At 42.5% G+C, this 5,254-nt stretch carries 4 protein-coding genes; 1 reads left to right on the top strand and 3 read right to left on the bottom strand.

Annotated elements, in window-relative coordinates; translation table 11 throughout:
* The coding region (locus JZU62_RS10735; protein ID WP_295014660.1) for a hypothetical protein at positions 1 to 655 on the bottom strand (655 nt) is incomplete at its 3' end.
* Positions 656 to 1,034: 379 nt separating this feature from the next.
* Here JZU62_RS10735 and JZU62_RS10730 point away from each other — a divergent pair.
* Complete coding sequence (locus tag JZU62_RS10730) at positions 1,035 to 3,083, top strand: EAL domain-containing protein (protein ID WP_295014658.1); 2,049 nt, start codon at positions 1,035 to 1,037, stop codon at positions 3,081 to 3,083.
* Positions 3,084 to 3,087: 4 nt separating this feature from the next.
* Here JZU62_RS10730 and JZU62_RS10725 read toward each other — a convergent pair whose 3' ends face one another.
* Positions 3,088 to 4,758 (bottom strand): SulP family inorganic anion transporter, encoded by a 1,671-nt coding sequence (locus tag JZU62_RS10725; protein ID WP_295014656.1) that lies wholly within the window; start codon positions 4,756 to 4,758, stop codon positions 3,088 to 3,090.
* A gap of 47 nt (positions 4,759 to 4,805) precedes the next feature.
* The coding region (locus JZU62_RS10720; protein WP_295014654.1) for a cation-translocating P-type ATPase C-terminal domain-containing protein at positions 4,806 to 5,254 on the bottom strand (449 nt) is incomplete at its 5' end.

Raw genomic sequence — 5,254 nt, 5'->3', positions numbered from 1 at the left:
GTTGTTCGGCTCTGAGATTTGATCGAAATCGGCTAGGTTGATCGGGCAGAGTCGTAAGTGGTGTATCTTTGAACGATCCGAAAGGGATTTGCTTGATTTTGGTATTAAAGCCGCTGAGAAGATCACGGCGTGAAATTTTTTGGTTGGAGTGCAAAACATTTATAGTTGCTTTGACCGAGTAATCGAGGTAGCGTCTGATGTTATGCTCATCTATGATGTAAAAAGTTCCTTTTGAATTTTCCAGCGCTTTTTCATCGAATACGCCGCGTGATTTTTGGGCAAAGTTTTCAAGGTATCCTCTGGGCGTTATAGTGATCTCCTCGATCCGTATGGAGGGGTATTGACCCTTTAACAGTATTTCTAGTTGGTGTTTTAACGGGGTAAAATCGATTTTGCTTTGTTGGGTAAAGTTGACATAACGAACTTTAGAAGCATCGATCTCAACGCCGTTAAGTTCAAAAGTCTTGGCAATGATTTGAGCATTAAGACGATACTGTGTTTTATCATCAGGAATTTTAAATAGTTCAAATTTTTTGGGAAGATCGGGAAAGAGATCATTAGAGTAAATGGTTGTATGATTGTAAGTATAATTTTCTTGAAGTTCATACGCACAGAGTGTGAGAGAGAAGATTAGGGCTAAAAAAAGTTTATTCATTAGAGAATTGTAACACAACAGTATTGGTTTTTTATTGGCTTTACGTTATCCTCTACCAATTAAAATTATATAAAGTAGCACTATGTTTTTTAGAAAAAAAGATTTTTTATCTGAGTTAAGTCCTGATGAACAAGATTTAATCCGTTTTGAACAAGTTGCTGTAGCGTACAAACAAGCTTTTGCATCAATATTTCTGCTCTTTTTGGGCGCTTTAATTACATTATTTTTATTTTATAAAACCCCAACTGTAAAGTGGGTAGGAATATGGTTTACATTAATAATAATCTCACTTATATGGCGTCTATGGGTATTGAGAGAGTATCGTACTCATCTTAAAAACGAATCAACTAAGCGCTGGGAGAAACGTTTCTATACAGTAATGATTACCTCTGCATTATTGTGGGGCTGGATCTCTTTTTTTATTTTTCAAACCGCTAATCCTCTTCACCAATTTTTTCTCATATTTTTGATTTCTGGGATCGCATCTATTGCATCGGGAACATTGGCTTCCCTCTTTGGATTATCTATTATATTTTTAACTTTGCTTCTTACTCCGTTATTTATTGTAATGTTCTTTCATGGCGGTTTTGAATTTCAAATGATGGGTGTTTTGGTTATAACATTTTTTATACTGTTGGTAAGTGCCGCAAGACGGATACATACCAATATCATGAGCGCATTGATATCGAAAATTTTTCATCAAAAAGCGACTCAGGCGTTAGAGCTTTCCGAGGAACATTTCCAAACAATATTTAAAGAAGCACCGGCGGGAATTTTTTATTATAATCTTGATTTGGTCGTAATCGATTCTAACACTGAAATGATGCAAATTCTTCGTATTGATCGAGATCGTATGATCGGATTAGATTTGAATAAACTCACTGATTCCTGTTTAGATAAGGCACTCAATTTGCCATTCAATGGAGAGAAAGGCTATTATGAGGGCACATATACAACGATGATCCAGAAACTCCATTTATGGATTACCTTGCGTACATCACCGATGTATGGCTCTAATCGTGAAATTATCGGTGGTGTAGCCATCGTAACCGATATCACGGAACGAGTTGTTGCCGAGGAGAAGGTGAAGCATCAAGCCTATTATGATTATTTAACCGATATCCCTAATCGTGTATTGCTGAAAGACCGTATTGAACAATCTTTAGCTCATTATCGTCGCCATCAAAGCATTATTGCAGTTATGTTTTTAGATTTGGATAATTTTAAAAGTATTAATGATTCGTTGGGCCACCATATCGGAGATATGATTTTGATCGAAACGGCATCACGGTTGAGTTCTATATGCCGTGAGGGGGATACAGTCTCTCGCTTGGGTGGTGATGAATTTGTAATATTATTGGGAGAGCTCGGTGATGATCCACATATTGCTGCCACTCATGCAGAAATAGTTGCTGAAAAAATACATGCGGTTTTATCTATTCCATTTGAGGCAGATCAACTTGAACCAATTACTACTAGTACGAGTATCGGGATTGCTTTGGTGGGTTCCGAAGATCAAAATGCGGATGATTTACTCAAATTTGCTGATACAGCAATGTATCAAGCTAAAAAAGAGGGACGAAACACAACCCGTTTTTATCAAGAACAGATGGATCAATGGATTAAAAAACGGCTTTTTATGGAAAATGCTCTTCGAAACGCGGTTAAAAACAATGAACTAGAACTCTATTATCAGCCGGTTATTGAGATAGGAACAAAAAAAATAATCGGAGCTGAAGCATTACTGCGCTGGAATCACCCTGAGTTAGGGTTAGTAATGCCTGATGACATGATATCGATTGCTGAAGAGAGTGGATTAATCGTCCCCATTGGCGAATGGGTATTGCGTGAGGCATGTACACAGTTTGTCCGATGGAGAGCGGATCGTCTCGGTAAATCTCATATTGAGAGGATCGCCGTCAATGTGAGTGCGGTACAGTTTCGACAAAGCGATTTCGTTGATAAGGTAATCCGTATCGTAGCCGAGAGTGGTATTGTTCCATCCATGCTTGAATTGGAACTGACTGAATCGATGATTATCGATAAAATTGACACGGTTATCGAAAAAATGAATCGTCTTAGAACTGCCGGTATCGCTCTTTCAATGGATGATTTCGGTACGGGGTATTCATCGCTTGCCTATCTCAAGCGGCTTCCGTTTACGACATTGAAAATCGATCGTAGTTTTGTTCGCGATATTATGCTAGACAAAGATGATGCCGCATTGGTTGAGACTATCCTCTCAATCGCCTCGATCTTTAATCTCGATGTTATTGCAGAGGGGGTCGAGACGATTGAGCAGTTTAACTTTTTAGAAAACCATGGATGTGCTTATTTCCAAGGGTATCTGTGCTCAAAGCCGGTTCAAGTACCGACTTTCGAAGAGTTACTCAGCTACGATGTACAGAGCTGTCACACGCGAAAGTAGTTTTTCAGTCCTTTGATATTTCTACTATTTCTTTTGTCCGGACGATTGCTTTATCGATATGATCGACGATATTCTCTTCCCCGATTTTTTCATCGATGTGCGATTGCGATATAAAGCGGCGAACCTGCGAATTAATCCCTGAGAGGATCAATACTGTATCGTTATTGGCAAGTCGCTCATGCAAAATTTCAAGGGCGTGCAAACCTGCCGCATCGATGAGGGGGACATAGCGCATCCGTAGAATAAACACTTTCGGTGGGGTCTCAAACAGCAAGAGGGTATCGACCAGCTTTTCAGCAACACCGAAAAAGAGCGGTCCTTGGATCTCATACACCTCTACACCGCTTGGGATCGATTTATGGTGGATTGAGTCAGGATCATCCTCTTCGGACTCCACAGAGCGTATTTGAGTCGCTTTCATCATCTGATCGATAAAGAGGATCGAGGCGAGGGCAATCCCCGCTTGGATAGCGAAATTCAGATCGACAAGGACGGTGAGTGCGAAGGTAAGGATCAAAACGATGCGATCACTACGCGGAGCCTGCATAATCTCGCGTACGTGTTTGAGCTCCGACATATTCCAAGCTACCACCATGAGGATAGCCGCCAACGCCGCAAGGGGTACTTTGATAATCAACGGTGCGAGGAGCAGCATAAAAAGAAAGAGCCAGATTGCGTGCATCATCCCCGCAACGGGTGTGCGCGCTCCTGCTTTGACATTGGTAGCGGTACGGGCGATGGCTCCCGTGGCAGGGAGACCACCGAAAATAGCTGAAGCGATATTCCCGATCCCCTGAGCAAATAGCTCTGCATTGGATTTGTGACGTGTTCCACTCATACCGTCTGCTACAACAGCCGAGAGGAGCGATTCGATAGCGGCAAGGGTTGCTATAGTGATCGCATCGGGAAGTAACAATCGGAGCTTTTCAAAGGTAATTTGTGGCCATACGGGAGTCGGGAGCATGGAGGGGATCGCCCCAAAACGGCTCTCAATTGTCTCGACGGGAAGGTTCATCGCCCACACAGCAATCCCTGAGAGAACTACGACGACAATAGGCCCAGGGATTTTAGGGGTATAGCGTTTGGTGAGTAAAATGATACCGATAGAGGAGAGAGCGACGAGGATAGCTAGAAAATTGGTCTCATGCAAATGGGCGACATAGACGGTGAGCTTGTCGATAAAATCAGGTGGAACGGTTGCGATAGAGAGACCAAAAAAATCACGAATCTGCGAAAAGGCGATTAGCAGTGCGATCCCAGAGGTAAAGCCTATGATAACGGGGTAGGGGATAAATTTGATCATCTCTCCGGCACGAAAAAACGCCATAATAATGAGAATGCCCCCCGCCATCAAGGTCGCAAGCACTAGCCCCTCATATCCTTGTTTCATAGCAACAGTGGCAACGGTGACGATAAATGCAGCTGTAGGACCTCCGATCTGATAGCGGCTTCCACCGTGTGCAGAGATTAAAAATCCAGCAACAATCGCGGTAAAGAGCCCTCTCTCAGGGGGAAGATTCGAAGCGATAGCGATAGCCATAGCCAGAGGAAGTGCGACGATAGCTACAGCGAGTCCCGCGACAGCATCGGCACTGAAATCCGACCAAGAATAGCCTTGTCGGCGAAAAAGGGATATGAGTTTCGGCTCCAGAGAGTCATGAAGTGAGCGTAACATGAAAAAAATGTCCTTGAAAAAATCGATCCGCTAGTGTAGCACTTTTTCTACGGTAACAATTGTTTTCTTTTGTTTTTTAAATATTCCATCCATTTATACCCCTCATCCAAAGCAAAAATAGCGATCAATGCAATAGCGACATAGCCGAGTATTTCACCACTTGGTGGGAAGACATGAAACCAATCCGGCAAAAGGTAGAGGGCGATTGTTTGCAGTATGATACCGAGCGATATTCCACCCCAGAGCCAAGGGTTGATCGTGAGGCTGCGGCGAATGTTTTTCAAAAAAGGTTCTGACTCTTTTTGGGCTAAAATGGCGGTGAGCCATTGAGCGGCTACAACGGTGGTAAAAGTGGCACTAAGGATAGACTCATACGGATAGTTATGCTCATAAAGCGTAATAAAAAGGGTCATGGTAACACTGGCGGTGACGAGTGCAAACCATCCTAAGCGAAAAAACATCGCTGAATCAAAGAACTGTTTTTTTGCAGATCTCT

Source organism: Sulfuricurvum sp. (assembly GCF_019163035.1).
In the GTDB taxonomy this organism is placed as follows: Bacteria; Campylobacterota; Campylobacteria; order Campylobacterales; family Sulfurimonadaceae; genus Sulfuricurvum.
This window is presented reverse-complemented; position numbering and strand designations above follow the sequence as displayed.